1 pseudogene is annotated in these 337 nt (G+C 75.1%); it reads left to right on the top strand.

The features are described from left to right. Positions 1 to 337 (top strand): annotated as a pseudogene (locus tag ACLBXP_RS25390) (flagellar motor protein MotA); the annotation flags it as partial.

Here is a 337-nt window from a genome sequence, read left to right as displayed (position 1 = left end):
TCCCTGGTCACCGGCTTCCTGGATCTGCAGGCCGGGCAGGCGCACGCGCGCTTCCACAACGAGCTGGAGGACTGGCTGGTCTCGGGCGAGGCCGCCGCCGTCGAGGCCGAGCCGGCGCGCCCGGTCGGCCAGGATCCGGCCGCGGCCCGCGCCCTGACGGAGGCCGTCGAGCGCCTGACGGCGGTCGTCGCCGAGGGCGCCAACGGCCGCACGGCGACGCAGGCCATGACCAACCTCGCTGAGGGCACCCAGGGGCTCGTGCAGCATATGCGGGCCGAGCAGCAGATGATCCGCGACTGGGTCGAGGCGCAGGCGAGCCGCGAGCGCGAGCTGAAGC

It is taken from the genome of Methylobacterium sp. A54F (assembly GCF_053346035.1).
Note: the sequence above shows the minus strand (reverse complement) of the source record. Positions and strands in the feature narration are given on the sequence as shown.